Genomic DNA, 14,994 nt, shown 5'->3' with positions numbered 1-14,994 from the left:
GTGGCGCGCCGGGTAAAATTTCGGCGTGTTTCAGCAATTCATGCGCCTGACCGGCCGGGCCGGGATCGGCTCACTGGCTGTGCTGGCCGCGACGGTCCTCAGCCCGGGTGCGGCGGTGCCGCTGGCATCGGCGGCGGAGTGCCCGGACGCCGAGGTGATCTTCGCCCGGGGGACCAACGAGCCGGTAGGCATGGGCAGAGTCGGCGACGCCTTCGTGGAGTCGCTGCGTCAGCAGACCAGCGGGTTGACCATCCGGACCTACGGCGTGAACTACGCCGCCAGCAAGCTGCAGCTGCACGGCGGCGACGGTGCCAACGACGTGATTTCGCGCGTCAAGTCGACGGTGTCGTCGTGCCCCAGCACCAAGATCGTGCTGGGTGGTTACTCGCAGGGCGCATCGGTGATGGACATCGTCGCCGGCGTGCCGATCGGCGGCATCAGCTGGGGCAGTTCGCTGCCGCCGGAATACGCCGGCAACATCGCGGCCGTCGTCACATTTGGCGACATCGCCGACCGCGCCGGCGGGGACCTGCCGACCAAGAGCCCGCTGCTGGGCGCCAAGGCAGTCGATTACTGCAACCCGATGGACCCGATCTGCCATGCCGGTGCCGGCAACGAGTGGACTGGCCACACCGAGGGCTACGTCCCGACCTACACGACGCTCGGCGCGACCTTCGCGGCCGGCAAGTTGATGGCGGGGATGACGCCGCACCTGCCGGGACAGCTGCCCGGCGGCACTCCGCTGCTGCCCGCGTCGCCGGCACCCTTGGTACCCGGGACACCCAGCACGACGCCGCTACCCGCGTCCAATCTGCCTGTCGTGCAGGTCCGTTGAGTAGCGGATCAGGGTTTGCGTAGCTCGATGCGGTTGCCGTTGCCCTCGCAGTAGCTGAGGATGCCCGTCTCGCTGAAGGCTCCGGCGGGGTTTCCGACACACTCGTATCCATCGACCAGCACCGCATTGCGTGCGATCGGTGTGCCGGCGCCGGCGAAGTTGTGATCGAATACGCTGCGCGCCTCCTGGCAGGTCGCACTGCCGGTGAACAACGAGCGCGAAGTCTCCCTGGGTGGTGGTGTAGAAACCGCAGGAACCCGGAGCCGCATTAGCCGACGGGATTTGAACAGCGGCAGACAGCACAACCACTGATGCGGCTAGTCGCCTGAGACTATCGACCATGATGCCGTCGCCTGGCCGTCCAGGTGCGCAACTCAACAGCCCTCCAAAGCCTCGGGCCGGCCAACGGCCGGAGAACCGGATCGACCACTGTCAGCGATCGGAAAGCTCAGCAGGCGATGGTTCGTGGTGAAGTCCTTCGGACCCTCGAACACGTTGATCGCGAGCGTTCCCTGTCCGCCGACATTACCCTCGTCGATGGTGTACTGCGCACCGGAGTACGCCGCCCGGATGTCAGCGGCACTTGATCCGTCACCGACACCTCGGTCGGTCATCACACCTGGGGGCGTCTCAATGCCCGTCACCCGACCGCTGCTATCCGCAATCCATACCTTGAGCACGTTGACCGCGTTCTCGCCCAACACGGTGCAGTGATAGAAGTGGTTGGCCGGAGCAGGCCCCATTGCAGCTGCTGCCTCGGCCTGCGTCATCCCGATGCGCAGTTGACCGTAACCTTCGAATGTCGCGACGGGTGCAGATGGCGCGACCGACGTCGTGGAATGGTTTGCTTCGTGGTCGGCTGGCCTACTCGGGTCAGTTTGTGACCTCGACGTTGATTCGGTGCCACACGCGCCGACGGTCAGCATCACAGCGACCAGCGCAAGCACCGTGCGCGACGCCACGCCGTCGACCCCGGTTCGAGATTGCATCGCTTCGCCATCCAGCACGCGCCGAAACCTCAGTTCCCCATCCTGAATCCATTGCTGCCGAGGTCGCACGTCGCATACGAGTCGGCGTGCACGCGGCCGGGCAGCACCGGAACCAGACAATGCCACCCTTCAACGGATGCTTCCGCGCTGGACCCATCGCCCCTCGGTATCGACGGGCCGAAGTCGTGGAAATAACGGTTCGCGATGCGTAGCGCAGTCGCACAGTCGACATCCCCACTCATGACAACCACCGGCTGGGTACGGCCGGGAACATCGAGAACCGTTCCGCAGGTGGTACCCGGCGGTGCAGCGACGGCAGCAGCGGGGAAGGCGATAGCTGCGCATCCGAGCCCAACGACACCCGCGCACACAGCAGACAGCGACACGAGCCGGGCTCGGCGCCAGATGTGCGCGGAAAGCTTCGATGATGTGCGTGTCATATCGACTGATGCCTCCCGCTCAAACGGCTCGCGAATTCATCGGATCCTCGCATATGAGCCGATCCAAGAAACGATTGAGCCCTACGGCCACGCCATAACGACATCACCACCGGCAACGAACACGAGAATGTGCGGCCGCTGACCCCAGTCGAAATCAGTCCGTAGCATCGGACCATGAGGCTTGTGTCCGTCGGCCGATTGGCCGTTTTGCTGGCTACCGTGTTGCTCGCGTCCGGGTCGGTGATCGCCGCGTCACCGGCAGTCGCGGCGGAGTGCCCGGATGCCGAGGTCGTATTCGCCCGGGGCCGCGAGGAGCCACCCGGGGTCGGTCAGATCGGCGACGCGCTCGTCAGTGCGCTGCGCTCGAAGACGAGTAAGTCGATCGGGGTCTACGGGGTCAACTATCCCGCCAACATCAGCGTCGACAGCGGCGCCAAAGACATGGCCGGCCACGTCGGGTCCATGGCGAAGAGTTGCCCGAACACCCGCGAGGTGCTCGGCGGCTATTCGCTGGGTGCCGAGGTGGTTGACCTCGCGGCCTGCTGCCGGCTGGCTCCCGGCATGGACCAACACGTGGCGGCCATCGCGTTGTTCGGCAACGGCACCCGCGGAATCGCACCCGCCTACGCCAGCAGGACGATCGACCAGTGCGCACCGGGTGATCCGATCTGTGGCAGAGGCACGAACTGGCCGTCGCACCTGCAGCCGTCGTATCTCGGATCGGGACTGATCGAGCAGGCCGCCGACTTCGTCGCGGGCAAACTCTAGCTGCGATCCTGCGTTCGCATATCCCGCGTGATCAGCGTCCGCGCCGCGAGTTCGTCGTCGGGCGGATAGTCCACTCGGACCAGCGTCAACCCCTGTGGCGGCGCGGCCGCGAAATCACTGGATCTGCTTGTCGCGTGCAGCAATTCAGCGCACCATTGCGCACTGCGACGACGTTCGCCCACTGCCAGCAGTGCACCCACCAGAGACCGGACCATCGACCAGCAGAAAGCGTCGGCGCTGACGCGCGCCGTCACCAGATCCCCCTCTCGCGACCAGTCCAGCTGCTGCAGTTCCCGGATGGTCGTGGCGCCCTCGCGGTGTCGGCAGAACGCGGCGAAGTCGTGCAACCCCAACAGTTCTCGTGACGCCACGGCCATCGCCTCGACGTCCAGCTCGCGCGGCCAGGCGGTGACGAAACGAGCCTGCTGCGGCACCACGCCGTAGGGGGCCGTCGAGAGCCGGTAGACATAGTGGCGCCGCAGAGCCGAAAACCGGGCGTCGAAACCCGTTGGTGCGCGGGTGATATCGAGCACCCGGACGTCGGCGGGCAGGAACCTGCCCAGCCGCCGCACCAATGGCAGGAACTCCGGCCCCTCGACCCCGGCCGAGCGCGAATAGGCGTTCACCACCGCCTCGACCGGCACGTCCACATGCGCAACCTGCCCGGTCGCGTGCACTCCGGTGTCGGTGCGCCCGGCAGCGCGCAGCCGCACCGGCGTGCGAAACACGGTCGTCAGCGCCTCGTCGAGAACACCGGCTACCGTGCGCTGACCAACCTGTGCCGCCCAGCCCGCGAAATCGGTTCCGTCGTAGGCGATGTCGAGCCGCAGACGGACGTCCCCACTAATTCTCGGGGGCCTCGTCAGGTGCGTCGTCGCTGGCGGCCTCTGCGGACTCGTCGAGCCCGCCCTGCGGCGCTACGGCCGCGGTCTCAGGCGCATCTTCGGTGTCGGCTCCGTCGTCAGCCGCGGAGTCGTCGACCGCATCCGGTTCGACGGATGCCTGCGGTGCGGCCGCGGCGGTCTCAGGCTTCTCCGATTTCTTGGACGCCTTCACCCGGCGCGCCCGGTCGGCCTCCGACGTCACCGTCTTCTCCCGCACCAGCTCGATCACCGCCATCGGGGCGTTGTCACCCTTGCGTGGCTCGACCTTGATGATGCGGGTGTAGCCGCCGTCGCGGTCGGCGAAGAACGGCCCGATCTCGGCGAACAAGGTATGCACCACATCCTTGTCGCGGATCTTCTTGAGCACCTCACGCCGGTTGTGCAGCGTGCCCTTCTTGGCGTGGGTGACCAGCTTCTCCGCGTAGGGTCGCAATGCCCGCGCCTTGGCCTCGGTGGTCTTGATCCGGCCGTGCTCGAACAACGACGTGGCCAGGTTGGCCAGGATCGCCTTCTGGTGCGAAGACGACCCGCCGAGGCGAGGTCCCTTGGTGGGCTTGGGCATTGCGACTATCTCCTATTCGGGGCCGGTCCCCGTATCAGGTAGGACCGGGACGGAATTCTGTTGAGTTAGAGCTGTTCGGTTTCGGCGTAGTCCTGGTCGTCGTAGGCGCCCTCGGTGGACCAGGTGCCGGTGGCGACGTCGTAGCCGGCGACCTCGGACGGGTCGAAGCTGGGCGGGCTGTCCTTGAGCGACAGACCCAGCTGGTGCAGCTTGACCTTCACCTCGTCGATCGACTTCTGACCGAAGTTGCGGATGTCGAGCAGGTCGGACTCGGTGCGCGAGACCAACTCGCCGACGGTGTGCACGCCCTCACGCTTGAGGCAGTTGTACGACCGCACAGTCAGGTCCAGGTCGTCGATCGGCAGTGCGAACGAGGCGATGTGGTCGGCCTCGGCCGGCGACGGCCCGATCTCGATGCCCTCGGCTTCGACGTTGAGTTCGCGTGCCAGACCGAACAATTCGACCAGCGTCTTACCGGCGGAGGCCAGCGCGTCACGCGGGGTGATCGAGCTCTTGGTCTCCACGTCCAGGATCAGCTTGTCGAAGTCGGTGCGCTGCTCGACACGCGTGGCGTCCACCTTGTAGGTGACCTTGAGCACCGGCGAGTAGATGGAATCGACTGGGATACGGCCGATCTCGGCACCGGAAGCCCGGTTCTGCACCGCCGGGACGTAGCCGCGGCCCCGCTCGACGACGAGCTCGACCTCGAGCTTGCCCTTGTCGTTCAGGGTGGCGATGTGCATGGACGGGTTGTGCACGGTGACCCCGGCCGGCGGCACGATGTCGCCCGCGGTGACCTCACCGGGACCCTGCTTGCGCAGGTACATGGTGACCGGCTCGTCCTCCTCGGAGGACACGACCAGGCTCTTGAGGTTCAGGATGATGTCGGTGACGTCTTCCTTGACCCCGGGCACGGTGGTGAACTCGTGCAGGACGCCGTCGATGCGGATGCTGGTCACCGCCGCGCCGGGAATCGACGACAGCAGCGTGCGACGCAGCGAATTACCAAGGGTGTAACCGAATCCCGGCTCCAGCGGCTCGATGACGAACTGGGACCGGTTGTCGGTGAGGATGTCCTCGGACAGGGTGGGGCGCTGAGAAATCAGCATGGTGTTTCTTCTTCTCCTTCTCGGCACCCGCTATTTGATGCCGCTCAGGTTGTCTGCACCGGTTGATGCAGAACGTCTATTACTTCGAGTAGAACTCGACGATCAGCTGCTCGGCGAGCGGGACGTCAATCTGCGCGCGCTCAGGCAACTGGTGGATCAGGATGCGCTGCCGCTCACCCACCACCTGCAGCCAGCTCGGGATCGGACGGTCGCCCGCGGTTTCCCGAGCGATCTGGAACGGCACGGTGTTCACCGACTGGTCCCGTACGTCGATGATGTCGTACTGCGACACCCGGTAGCTGGGGACGTCGACGCGAACGCCGTTGACGGTGAAGTGCCCGTGGGTGACCAACTGACGGGCCATCCGGCGGGTCCGGGCCAGTCCAGCCCGGTACACGACGTTGTCGAGCCGGCTCTCCAGGATGCGCAGCAATTCCTCACCGGTCTTGCCCGAGTGGCGCACGGCCTCTTCGTAGTAGCGACGGAACTGCTTTTCCATCACGCCGTAGGTGAAACGCGCCTTCTGCTTCTCCTGCAGCTGCAGGCGGTACTCACTTTCCTTGACCCGGGCGCGGCCGTGCTGGCCGGGCGGGTAAGGGCGCTTCTCATACGACTGGTCGCCACCGACGAGGTCGGTGCCCAGCCGTCGGGACTTGCGGGTGACGGGTCCGGTGTAACGAGCCATGGGTATGTCCTCCTAGACCTAGACGCGCCGACGCTTCGGCGGGCGGACACCGTTGTGCGGCTGCGGCGTGACGTCGGAGATCGCGCCGACCTCCAGGCCGGCGGCCTGCAACGAGCGGATCGCGGTCTCGCGGCCCGAGCCCGGGCCCTTGACGAACACGTCGACCTTGCGCACCCCGTGCTCCTGGGCTTTGCGCGCGGCGTTCTCCGCGGCCAACTGCGCGGCGAACGGCGTCGACTTGCGGGAGCCCTTGAAGCCGACGTGCCCCGATGACGCCCAGGCGATGACGTTGCCCTGCGGGTCGGTGATGGTCACGATCGTGTTGTTGAAGGTGCTCTTGATGTGCGCGGCACCGTGCGGGACGTTCTTCTTTTCCCGACGACGGGTCTTCTGACCCTTCTTCGGGCCTGCGGCTGCCTTCTTTGCTGGTGGCATTCGGGGTTACCTGGCCTTCTTCTTGCCGGCGATGGTGCGCTTGGGTCCCTTGCGGGTGCGCGCGTTGGTCTTGGTCCGCTGGCCGCGCACCGGCAGGCCGCGGCGGTGCCGCAGACCCTGGTAGCAGCCGATCTCGATCTTGCGACGAATGTCGGCCTGCACCTCGCGGCGCAGGTCACCCTCGACCTTCAGGTTCGCTTCGATGTAGTCACGCAGCTGGGTCAGCTGATCGTCGCTCAGGTCTTTGGTGCGCAGGTCCTTGTCGATGCCGGTGGCCGCCAGAATCTCGTTCGAGCGGGTACGGCCGACGCCGAAGATATAGGTCAGCGCGATCTCCATCCGCTTGTCGCGCGGCAGATCGACGCCTACTAGTCGAGCCATAGGTGGCGTTTCCTCTTTCTCAGCGGAGGTCTTTTCCCAGTCCGTTCCCGCTCAGTTGCGGGGCCCGGCCTCCGTCCGGGCGTGGTAGGCGGCCAATCCGCCTAGTGGTGCTGGGAGGTCTGCATTCAGTTGTTAAGCGAAAGCCCCGACTAACCCTGTCTCTGTTTGTGACGGGGATCGGAGCAGATCACCATGACCCGTCCATGCCGACGGATCACCCTGCACTTGTCACAGATCGGCTTGACGCTCGGGTTCACCTTCACGGCAGTCTCGGTCCTGTTCTTCTCTGGGTGTTAATCGCTACTTGTACCGGTACACAATGCGGCCGCGGGACAGGTCGTAGGGAGACAGCTCCACCACGACGCGGTCCTCGGGCAGGATGCGGATGTAGTGCTGCCGCATCTTGCCGCTGATGTGGGCGAGCACCTTGTGACCGTTCTCCAACTCGATGCGAAACATCGCATTCGGCAGGGGTTCGACCACGCGGCCCTCGACCTCGATGGCGCCGTCCTTCTTGGCCATTACTTTTAAGCGATCCTCTACTTTTCGTTCATGCTCCTGGCTCGGCGCAGCACGCGTCGGCGACTACAACAACGTGAGCCGGTGATGGAAATTCCGCGAAAGTCCGCGAATTTCAGGACTGGGCACGCCAAGAGCCGGCACGAACGCCGCACCGTCGGGCCACGATACCCGCTTGGCCGTCCCCGACGCAAAACGCCGCAGATCAGCGTGCGGACCCGGAATACGCAAGGTCAGGGCGCAGGTTAGAGCAACCATGACGCATTCAGCTGAGAGCAAACCCGACCTCGGTCGGTTCGGATCGTTCGGACGCGGCGTCACGCCGCAGCAAGCCAAGGAAATAGAAGCTCTCGGCTACGGCGCGGTCTGGGTGGGCGGCTCCCCGCCGGCCGAGTTGTCCTGGGTGGAACCCATCCTGGAAGCGACGACGACATTGCAGGTGGCCACCGGCATCGTCAACATCTGGACGGCGCCCGCCCAACCCGTCGCCGAGTCGTTCCACCGCATCGACAAGGCGTACCCCGGCCGGTTCCTGCTCGGCATCGGCGTCGGCCACCCCGAGGCGCACACCGAATACCGCAAGCCCTACGAAGCTCTGGTCGAGTACCTCGACCAGCTCGACGAACACGGCGTGCCCGCCAACCGCAGGGTGGTCGCCGCGTTGGGTCCGCGAGTCCTCAAGCTGTCCGCGGACCGCAGCGCCGGCGCGCACCCCTACCTCACCACTCCCGAGCACACCGTCCGGGCGCGCGAACTGATGGGTCCGTCGGCGTTCCTGGCACCCGAGCACAAGGTGGTCCTCACTACCGACGCCGACAAGGCGCGTGCCGTGGGACGCAAGGCCCTCGAGATCTATCTGAACCTCGCGAACTACCTGAACAGCTGGAAGCGACTCGGCTTCACCGACGACGACGTCGCCAAGCCGGGCAGCGACCGGTTGGTCGACGCCGTCGTCGCCTACGGATCCATCGACGCGATCGCGGCCCGCCTGCGTGAGCACCTCGACGCCGGCGCCGACCACGTCCCGGTCCAGGTCCTGACGCGAAGTGAGAACCTTGTCCCGGCGCTGGCCGAATTGGCCGGGGCTCTTGGGCTCGAACGGGTATAGGGGGCTAAATGACTGGCTCGGTTTCACTCAAACCTGACCTGGGGCGGTTCGGCGTCTGGCTGGGCACCCGCTCCCTCGACCCGGAGTTGGCCGCGCAGATCGAGTCGCTCGGCTACGGGGGCGCGTGGATCGGTGCGTCGCCGGACGCCGACTTGGCTTGGGTCGAACCCGCCCTGGAGCAGACTGAGCACCTGCAGTTGGCTACCGGGATCGTCAACGTCTGGACGGCCCCGGCCGACGACGTCGCCGCCTCGTATCAGCGCATCGAAGATGCCTATCCGGGCCGGTTCCTGCTCGGTGTCGGGGTCGGGCATCCCGAACACACCGAGCAGTACCAGAAGCCCTACGACGCGCTGGTGTCCTACCTCGACGTGCTCGACAACGCGCTGGTGCCGACCAGCCGGCGGGTGCTCGCGGCGCTGGGTCCCCGGGTGCTCCAGCTCTCGGCGCAGCGCAGCGCGGGCGCGCACCCTTATCTGACGACGCCCGAACACACCGGCAAGGCGCGACACCTGCTCGGTAACACCGTGTTTCTGGCTCCCGAACACAAGGTCGTGCTGACCACCGACGCGGAAGAAGCCCGCGCCGTCGGCCGCAAGTTCGTCGACTTCTACCTGGGTCTGAGCAACTACGTGAACAACTGGCTGCGGCTGGGTTTCACCGAGGACGACGTCCGCAAGCCCGGTAGCGACCGGCTGATCGACGCGCTGGTCGCCTACGGCACCGCCGACGCGATCGCCGCCCGCCTCAACGAGCACCTCGACGCCGGCGCCGACCACGTGGCCATCCAGGTTCTGGGTGCCTCGAAACCCGAAAAGCTGATACCGGTACTTCGTGAACTGGCGGGACCGCTGGGCCTCACCGGTTAGGGTTGGCCCCATGCGACTGCTGGTCACCGGAGGGGCGGGCTTCATCGGCGCGAACTTCGTGCACAGCACCGTGCGCGAGCATCCCGAGGACTCGGTGACCGTCATCGACTCGCTGACCTACGCCGGGCGGCGGGAGTCGCTGGCCGACGTCGAGGACGCCATCCGGTTCGTCGAAGGCGACATCTGCGACACCGAGCTGGTCTCGGCGTTGGTGGCCGAGTCGGACGCGGTCGTGCATTTCGCCGCCGAATCCCATGTGGACAACGCCCTGGCCAATCCGGAACCCTTCCTGCACACCAACGTGGTCGGGACGTTCACCATCCTGGAAGCGGTGCGGCGGCACGGGGTTCGGCTGCATCACATCTCGACCGACGAGGTCTACGGGGATTTGGAACTCGGTGATCCGCAACGGTTCACCGAGTCCACGCCGTACAACCCGTCGAGTCCCTACTCGGCGACCAAGGCCGGCAGCGACATGCTGGTGCGGGCCTGGGTGCGGTCGTACGGCGTACGCGCGACCCTGTCCAACTGTTCCAACAACTACGGCCCCTACCAGCACATCGAGAAGTTCATTCCGCGCCAGATCACCAATGTGCTCACCGGTCGGCGATGCAAGCTCTACGGCGCGGGTGCCAACGTCCGCGACTGGATCCACGTCGACGACCACAACAGCGCGGTGCGCCGCATCCTGGAGAAGGGACAACTCGGCCGGACCTATCTGATCAGTTCGGAGGGCGAGCGCGACAACTTGAGCGTGCTGCGCACGATCCTGCGGCTGATGGGCCGCGACTCGGACGACTTCGACCACGTCACCGACCGCGTCGGCCACGACCTGCGATACGCCATCGACCCGACCCTGCTCAACACCGAATTGTGCTGGGCGCCAAAGCACACCGACTTCGAGGAAGGCTTGCAGGCCACCATCGACTGGTACCGGGACAACGAATCGTGGTGGCGCCCACTCAAAGACGCCGCCGAGGCGCGCTACACAGAACGCGGCCAATGAGATGAAAGTACGCGAACTCGCAGTCCCGGGCGCCTGGGAAATCACACCGGCCATCCACGGCGACCCGCGCGGGATGTTCTTCGAGTGGCTGACCGACCGCGGCTTCACCGGGTTCGCCGGCCACCACCTGGATGTCCGGCAGGCGAATTGCTCGGTGTCCTCGGCCGGTGTGCTGCGCGGCCTGCACTTCGCGCAGTTGCCGCCGAGCCAGGCCAAATACGTGACCTGCGTGCGGGGTGCGGTGTTCGACGTCGTCGTCGACATCCGGGTGGGCTCACCGACATTCGGCAAGTGGGATTCGGTGTTACTCGACGACCAGGACCACCGAACCGTCTACATCTCCGAGGGCCTCGCGCACGGTTTCCTTGCCCTGCAGGACAATTCAACGGTCATGTATCTGTGCTCGGCGGAATACAACCCGGAGCGCGAACACACCATCGCCGCGACCGATCCGACGCTCGGTGTGGAATGGCCGCTGGTCGACGGCAACCCGCCCAGCCTGTCCGAGCGCGACGCGGTGGCTCCCAGTTTCGAGGAGGTGCGCGAGTCCGGTCTGCTGCCCACCTGGGAGGAGACGCAGGACTTCGTCAACGGCCTGCGCGACGCGCGGTAGGTCCGATTCCGTTCGAGTGTGCGGCCAGCCGCACGGTCGGCACCCGAGTGCATACATGCTGCTGTCAACATTCGGTTGGCCAAAGGAAACACTGGTGAACCCCACCGATCCGGACCCGCCACCCCGGCCACCTACCCGGGTTGCCTACCCGGATCTGCATTTACTAGGATATGCAAGTATCGCATACTTCCCACGACCGTTAACGGGACAACCATGACTACGCAAATACCGCATTTCATCGACGGCCAGCGCACCACCGGCCAGTCCGGTCGCACCGCCGACGTCTTCAACCCGAGCACCGGCGAGGTCCAGGCCACGGTGCCGATGGCTTCCCAAGCCGACATCGACGCTGCCGTGGCTTCCGCGGCAACCGCCCAAAAGGCCTGGGCCGCTTGGAATCCGCAACGCCGTGCTCGCGTGTTGATGCGTTTCGTCGACCTGGTGAACCAGAACATCGACGAACTGGCCGAGTTGCTCTCGCTCGAGCACGGCAAGACGGTGCAAGACGCCAGGGGTGACATCCAGCGCGGCATCGAGGTCATCGAGTTCTGCATCGGCATCCCGCACCTGCTCAAGGGCGACTACACCGAGGGCGCCGGTCCCGGCATCGACGTCTATTCACTGCGGCAACCGCTGGGCGTCGTCGCCGGCATCACCCCGTTCAACTTCCCGGCCATGATCCCGCTGTGGAAGGCCGGTCCGGCCCTGGCGTGCGGGAATGCGTTCGTACTCAAGCCAAGTGAGCGCGACCCGTCGGTCCCGCTGCGACTGGCCGAGCTGTTCACCGAGGCCGGCCTGCCGCCCGGGGTGTTCCAGGTGGTGCACGGCGACAAGGAAGCCGTCGACGCCATCCTGAACCACCCCGACATCAAGGCCGTGGGTTTTGTAGGCAGCTCCGACATCGCGCAGTACATCTACAGCCAGTCGGCGGCGACCGGCAAGCGTTCGCAATGCTTCGGCGGCGCCAAGAACCACATGATCGTGATGCCCGACGCCGACCTCGACCAGGCCGTCGACGCCCTGATCGGCGCCGGTTACGGCAGTGCCGGCGAGCGCTGCATGGCGATCAGCGTCGCTGTCCCGGTCGGCGACCAGACCGCAGACCGGTTGCGCGCCAGGCTGATCGAGCGGATCAACAACCTGCGCGTCGGGCACAGCCTGGACCCCAAGGCCGACTACGGTCCGCTGGTCACCGAGGCCGCGCTGCAGCGGGTGCGCGACTACATCGGCCAGGGTGCCGACGCCGGCGCCGAACTCGTCATCGACGGCCGCGAACGGGCCAGCGATGACCTGACTTTCGGGGATGCGAACCTCGAGGGCGGCTTCTTCATCGGACCCACGCTGTTCGACCACGTCACCACCGACATGTCGATCTACACCGACGAGATCTTCGGTCCGGTGTTGTGCATCGTGCGCGCTCACGACTACGAAGAGGCGTTGCGGTTGCCCACCGAACACGAGTACGGCAACGGCGTGGCCATCTTCACCCGTGACGGGGATTCCGCCCGTGACTTCACCTCGCGGGTCGAGGTGGGCATGGTCGGTGTCAACGTGCCGATCCCGGTTCCGGTGGCCTACCACACGTTCGGCGGTTGGAAGCGGTCCGGTTTCGGCGACCTCAATCAGCACGGGCCGGCGTCGATCCAGTTCTACACCAAGGTCAAGACCGTGACCTCGCGGTGGCCGTCGGGCATCAAGGACGGCGCCGAATTCTCCATCCCCACCATGGATTAACGCCAATGTTCACTCTCGACGACGAAGAACGGGTGATCACCGAGACGGCGGCAGCCTTCGCCGACAAGCGTCTGGCCCCCTACGCCCTGGAATGGGATGCGACCAACCACTTCCCGACCGACGTGCTGCGCGAAGCCGCCGAACTCGGCATGGCAGCGATCTACTGTCGGGAGGACGTGGGCGGTAGCGGACTGCGGCGCCTCGACGGCGTGCGCATCTTCGAACAACTCGCCATGGCCGACCCGGTCACCGCCGCGTTCCTGTCGATCCACAACATGTGCTCCTGGATGATCGACCGCTACGGCACCGAAGAGCAGCGCAAGGCGTGGGTCCCGCGACTGGCGTCGATGGACGTCATCGCCAGCTATTGCCTGACCGAGCCGGGCGCCGGTTCCGACGCCAGCGCGCTGAGCACCCGTGCGGTCAAACAGGGTTCGGATTACGTGCTCGACGGCGTCAAGCAGTTCATCTCCGGCGCCGGCACCTCCGATGTGTACGTCATCATGGCCCGCACCGGAAGCGAAGGGCCGCGCGGCATTTCGGCGTTTATCGTCGAAAAGGACACGCCCGGGCTGAGTTTCGGGGCGATGGAACAGAAGATGGGCTGGCACGCTCAACCCACCGCCCAAGTGATACTCGACGGAGTGCGGGTGCCGGCCGACGCCATGCTGGGCGGCACCGAAGGCGAAGGCACCGGGTTCGGGATTGCGATGAACGGCCTCAACGGTGGCCGGCTCAACATCGCCGCATGCTCGTTGGGCGGCGCGCAGGCCGCCTTCGACAAGGCCGGCGCCTACGTCCGCGACCGGCAGGCATTCGGGGGTTCCTTGCTCGACGAACCCACCATCCGGTTCGCCTTGGCCGACATGGCCACCGGACTGGAGACATCACGAATGATGTTGTGGCGGGCGGCAACTGCGCTGGACGACGACGACGCCGGCAAGGTGGAGCTGTGCGCGATGGCCAAGCGCTACGTCACCGACACCTGCTTCGACGTCGCCGACCAGGCGTTGCAACTGCACGGCGGCTACGGCTACCTGCGCGAGTACGGGCTGGAGAAGATCGTGCGTGACCTGCGGGTGCACCGCATCCTGGAAGGCACCAACGAGATCATGCGGGTGGTGATCGGCCGCGCCGAGGCCACGCGTTTCAAAGCGGCGACAGCCTAGAAAGGCACGCATGACTGAGGTTTTCGACGTCGCGGTCCTCGGTTTGGGTCACATGGGTGCGCCGATGGCGGCCAACCTGGTTGCGGCCGGGCACAACGTATTCGGGTTCGACCCCGTCGCGGGAGCCGCGGCGGCCGAAACGGGAGCCAACCTGTGCGCCACCGCCGCCGAGGCGGTGGCCGAGGCCGAGGTGGTCCTCACCATGCTGCCCAACGGCCATGTGGTGAAAAGCTGCTACGACGAAGTGCTGCGCGCCGCGCAGTCCGGTGCGCTGTTCATCGACAGCTCCACAATCTCGGTCGACGACGCCCGGGCGGTGCACGCGCTCGCCGAAACTCACGGCCTGGCCCAGCTCGACGCCCCGGTTTCCGGTGGCGTCAAGGGAGCGGTGGCCGGCACGCTGGCATTCATGGTCGGAGGCGACGAGGCGGTGCTGGACCGGGCCCGCCCCGTGCTGGAACCCATGGCGGGCAAGATCATTCATTGCGGCGCGGCCGGCGCCGGGCAGGCGGCCAAGTTGTGCAACAACATGGTGCTGGCGGTGCAGCAGATCGCGATCGGCGAGGCGTTCGTGCTCGCCGAGAAACTGGGCCTCGCGGCGCAGTCGCTGTTCGACGTCATCACCGGCGCCACCGGTAACTGCTGGGCCGTGAGCACGAATTGCCCTGTACCAGGCCCGGTTCCGACATCGCCGGCCAACAACGACTTCAAGCCCGGCTTCGCCACCGCGCTGATGAACAAAGACCTGGGCCTGGCGATGGACGCGGTGGCCTCGACGGGCGCGGCCGCTCCGCTGGGCACCCACGCGGCAAAGATCTACGCCGAGTTCGCAACCGAGCACTCCGACAAGGATTTCAGCGCGATCATCGAGTTGCTGCGGGCCACCTG

Annotated in this window: 19 protein-coding genes; 9 read left to right on the top strand and 10 right to left on the bottom strand. The window is 66.0% G+C overall.

Going from position 1 to position 14,994, the window contains the following annotated elements:
- Positions 1 to 40 precede the first annotated feature (40 nt).
- Entirely contained in the window at positions 41 to 835 is a 795-nt protein-coding gene (locus AC5Y4D_RS08040) for a cutinase family protein (protein ID WP_499991973.1), read from the top strand.
- Positions 836 to 843: 8 nt separating this feature from the next.
- On the opposite strand, the gene AC5Y4D_RS08035 is transcribed toward AC5Y4D_RS08040, so the two are convergent.
- The gene (locus tag AC5Y4D_RS08035) at positions 844 to 1,047 is read right to left on the bottom strand and encodes a hypothetical protein (protein WP_500036925.1); all 204 of its coding nucleotides are present in this window, start codon (positions 1,045 to 1,047) and stop codon (positions 844 to 846) included.
- A 162-nt stretch (positions 1,048 to 1,209) separates the two neighbouring features.
- Complete coding sequence (locus tag AC5Y4D_RS08030; protein ID WP_500036924.1) at positions 1,210 to 1,782, bottom strand: hypothetical protein; 573 nt, start codon at positions 1,780 to 1,782, stop codon at positions 1,210 to 1,212.
- Positions 1,783 to 2,438: 656 nt separating this feature from the next.
- Between AC5Y4D_RS08030 and AC5Y4D_RS08025 the strand changes: the two genes are divergently transcribed.
- Entirely contained in the window at positions 2,439 to 3,032 is a 594-nt protein-coding gene (locus tag AC5Y4D_RS08025; RefSeq protein WP_500036923.1) for a cutinase family protein, read from the top strand.
- On the opposite strand, the gene truA is transcribed toward AC5Y4D_RS08025, so the two are convergent.
- The 8 genes from truA to infA all read right to left on the bottom strand — a co-directional run bounded on the left by truA (position 3,029) and on the right by infA (position 7,610).
- Entirely contained in the window at positions 3,029 to 3,898 is an 870-nt protein-coding gene (truA, locus tag AC5Y4D_RS08020) for a tRNA pseudouridine(38-40) synthase TruA (protein WP_500036981.1), read from the bottom strand. The two genes, AC5Y4D_RS08025 and truA, sit on opposite strands and share 4 nt — an antisense overlap.
- Positions 3,876 to 4,478, bottom strand: coding sequence for a 50S ribosomal protein L17 (gene rplQ / locus AC5Y4D_RS08015; RefSeq protein WP_500036922.1), 603 nt, complete (start codon positions 4,476 to 4,478; stop codon positions 3,876 to 3,878). Before rplQ ends, truA begins: the two co-directional genes overlap by 23 nt.
- 65 nt (positions 4,479 to 4,543) lie before the next feature.
- Positions 4,544 to 5,587 (bottom strand): DNA-directed RNA polymerase subunit alpha, encoded by a 1,044-nt coding sequence (locus AC5Y4D_RS08010; protein WP_065143522.1) that lies wholly within the window; start codon positions 5,585 to 5,587, stop codon positions 4,544 to 4,546.
- A 79-nt stretch (positions 5,588 to 5,666) separates the two neighbouring features.
- Positions 5,667 to 6,272: a 30S ribosomal protein S4 gene (rpsD, locus tag AC5Y4D_RS08005; protein WP_500036921.1), complete on the bottom strand. Its 606-nt coding sequence runs from the start codon at positions 6,270 to 6,272 to the stop codon at positions 5,667 to 5,669.
- A gap of 18 nt (positions 6,273 to 6,290) precedes the next feature.
- On the bottom strand, positions 6,291 to 6,707 hold the full coding sequence (gene rpsK / locus AC5Y4D_RS08000) for a 30S ribosomal protein S11 (RefSeq protein WP_499941484.1): 417 nt from the start codon (positions 6,705 to 6,707) through the stop codon (positions 6,291 to 6,293).
- A 6-nt stretch (positions 6,708 to 6,713) separates the two neighbouring features.
- The gene (gene rpsM / locus AC5Y4D_RS07995; RefSeq protein ID WP_499941483.1) at positions 6,714 to 7,088 is read right to left on the bottom strand and encodes a 30S ribosomal protein S13; all 375 of its coding nucleotides are present in this window, start codon (positions 7,086 to 7,088) and stop codon (positions 6,714 to 6,716) included.
- A 149-nt stretch (positions 7,089 to 7,237) separates the two neighbouring features.
- Positions 7,238 to 7,351: a 50S ribosomal protein L36 gene (rpmJ, locus tag AC5Y4D_RS07990; protein WP_003879483.1), complete on the bottom strand. Its 114-nt coding sequence runs from the start codon at positions 7,349 to 7,351 to the stop codon at positions 7,238 to 7,240.
- A 37-nt stretch (positions 7,352 to 7,388) separates the two neighbouring features.
- Entirely contained in the window at positions 7,389 to 7,610 is a 222-nt protein-coding gene (infA, locus tag AC5Y4D_RS07985) for a translation initiation factor IF-1 (RefSeq protein WP_003418601.1), read from the bottom strand.
- A 253-nt stretch (positions 7,611 to 7,863) separates the two neighbouring features.
- Here infA and AC5Y4D_RS07980 point away from each other — a divergent pair, with 253 nt between their 5' ends.
- From AC5Y4D_RS07980 to mmsB, 7 genes are all read left to right on the top strand, one after another.
- Positions 7,864 to 8,715, top strand: a complete 852-nt coding sequence (locus tag AC5Y4D_RS07980) for an LLM class F420-dependent oxidoreductase (protein ID WP_500036920.1) — start codon at positions 7,864 to 7,866, stop codon at positions 8,713 to 8,715.
- A gap of 8 nt (positions 8,716 to 8,723) precedes the next feature.
- Positions 8,724 to 9,584 (top strand): LLM class F420-dependent oxidoreductase, encoded by an 861-nt coding sequence (locus tag AC5Y4D_RS07975; protein WP_499941480.1) that lies wholly within the window; start codon positions 8,724 to 8,726, stop codon positions 9,582 to 9,584.
- 10 nt (positions 9,585 to 9,594) lie between these two features.
- The gene (gene rfbB, locus AC5Y4D_RS07970) at positions 9,595 to 10,590 is read left to right on the top strand and encodes a dTDP-glucose 4,6-dehydratase (protein WP_500036919.1); all 996 of its coding nucleotides are present in this window, start codon (positions 9,595 to 9,597) and stop codon (positions 10,588 to 10,590) included.
- Between the two features lies 1 nt (position 10,591).
- Positions 10,592 to 11,203 carry a dTDP-4-dehydrorhamnose 3,5-epimerase gene (gene rfbC / locus AC5Y4D_RS07965; protein WP_500036918.1) on the top strand — a complete coding sequence of 204 codons (612 nt, stop codon included), beginning with the start codon at positions 10,592 to 10,594 and terminating at the stop codon, positions 11,201 to 11,203.
- A 213-nt stretch (positions 11,204 to 11,416) separates the two neighbouring features.
- A complete protein-coding gene (locus tag AC5Y4D_RS07960; protein ID WP_500036917.1) occupies positions 11,417 to 12,937 on the top strand; it encodes a CoA-acylating methylmalonate-semialdehyde dehydrogenase in 1,521 nt (506 codons plus the stop codon).
- Between the two features lie 5 nt (positions 12,938 to 12,942).
- On the top strand, positions 12,943 to 14,106 hold the full coding sequence (locus AC5Y4D_RS07955) for an acyl-CoA dehydrogenase family protein (RefSeq protein ID WP_500036916.1): 1,164 nt from the start codon (positions 12,943 to 12,945) through the stop codon (positions 14,104 to 14,106).
- A 10-nt stretch (positions 14,107 to 14,116) separates the two neighbouring features.
- Positions 14,117 to 14,994, top strand: an 878-nt coding sequence (gene mmsB, locus AC5Y4D_RS07950) for a 3-hydroxyisobutyrate dehydrogenase (RefSeq protein ID WP_500036915.1), incomplete at its 3' end; no start/stop codon positions are given.

This window comes from Mycobacterium sp. NGS67 (assembly GCF_059812185.1).
Note: the sequence above shows the minus strand (reverse complement) of the source record. Positions and strands in the feature narration are given on the sequence as shown.

Bases quoted from the DNA above. Each gene is read 5' to 3' on its own strand.
- rfbB (WP_500036919.1), top strand. From the start codon at position 9,595: ATGCGACTGCTGGTCACCGGAGGGGCGGGCTTCATCGGCGCGAACTTC.
- AC5Y4D_RS07975 (WP_499941480.1), top strand. From the start codon at position 8,724: ATGACTGGCTCGGTTTCACTCAAACCTGACCTGGGGCGGTTCGGCGTC.
- rfbC (WP_500036918.1), top strand. From the start codon at position 10,592: ATGAAAGTACGCGAACTCGCAGTCCCGGGCGCCTGGGAAATCACACCG.
- AC5Y4D_RS07980 (WP_500036920.1), top strand. From the start codon at position 7,864: ATGACGCATTCAGCTGAGAGCAAACCCGACCTCGGTCGGTTCGGATCG.
- AC5Y4D_RS08010 (WP_065143522.1), bottom strand. From the start codon at position 5,587: ATGCTGATTTCTCAGCGCCCCACCCTGTCCGAGGACATCCTCACCGAC.
- rplQ (WP_500036922.1), bottom strand. From the start codon at position 4,478: ATGCCCAAGCCCACCAAGGGACCTCGCCTCGGCGGGTCGTCTTCGCAC.
- rpsD (WP_500036921.1), bottom strand. From the start codon at position 6,272: ATGGCTCGTTACACCGGACCCGTCACCCGCAAGTCCCGACGGCTGGGC.
- infA (WP_003418601.1), bottom strand. From the start codon at position 7,610: ATGGCCAAGAAGGACGGCGCCATCGAGGTCGAGGGCCGCGTGGTCGAA.
- AC5Y4D_RS08040 (WP_499991973.1), top strand. From the start codon at position 41: ATGCGCCTGACCGGCCGGGCCGGGATCGGCTCACTGGCTGTGCTGGCC.
- AC5Y4D_RS07960 (WP_500036917.1), top strand. From the start codon at position 11,417: ATGACTACGCAAATACCGCATTTCATCGACGGCCAGCGCACCACCGGC.
- AC5Y4D_RS07955 (WP_500036916.1), top strand. From the start codon at position 12,943: ATGTTCACTCTCGACGACGAAGAACGGGTGATCACCGAGACGGCGGCA.
- rpsK (WP_499941484.1), bottom strand. From the start codon at position 6,707: ATGCCACCAGCAAAGAAGGCAGCCGCAGGCCCGAAGAAGGGTCAGAAG.
- AC5Y4D_RS08025 (WP_500036923.1), top strand. From the start codon at position 2,439: ATGAGGCTTGTGTCCGTCGGCCGATTGGCCGTTTTGCTGGCTACCGTG.
- rpsM (WP_499941483.1), bottom strand. From the start codon at position 7,088: ATGGCTCGACTAGTAGGCGTCGATCTGCCGCGCGACAAGCGGATGGAG.